This window comes from Burkholderia sp. SIMBA_062 (genome assembly GCF_046534765.1).
Taxonomy (GTDB): Bacteria; Pseudomonadota; Gammaproteobacteria; order Burkholderiales; family Burkholderiaceae; genus Burkholderia; species Burkholderia ambifaria.
The window spans coordinates 1-246 of the sequence record NZ_JAWRYD010000508.1; the positions used below are offsets into that span (position 1 = coordinate 1).

General features: G+C 58.9%; 1 protein-coding gene. It reads right to left on the bottom strand.

All coding sequences use genetic code 11. From position 1 onward, the window contains the following. On the bottom strand, positions 1-246 hold a 246-nt coding region (locus tag SB786_RS37260; protein WP_410731719.1), incomplete at both ends, for a chemotaxis protein CheW.

Consider the following 246-nt stretch of genomic DNA (forward strand, 5'->3'; position numbering starts at 1 on the left):
CACCTGATCGGCCGCGAGGCTGATCACATCGGAGACGCCATCGACGACGATGCCGACTACACGCTCACCGATATTGATCACGATCACCACCGTCTGCGCGGTGTATTCAGCCTGGCCCAGTTGAAACTTCAGCCGCAGATCGACGATCGGTACGATGACACCACGCAGGTTGGTCACGCCCTTGATGAAGGCCGGTGCATTGGCGATACGCGTGACGTTCTCGTAACCGCGGATCTCCTGCACCTT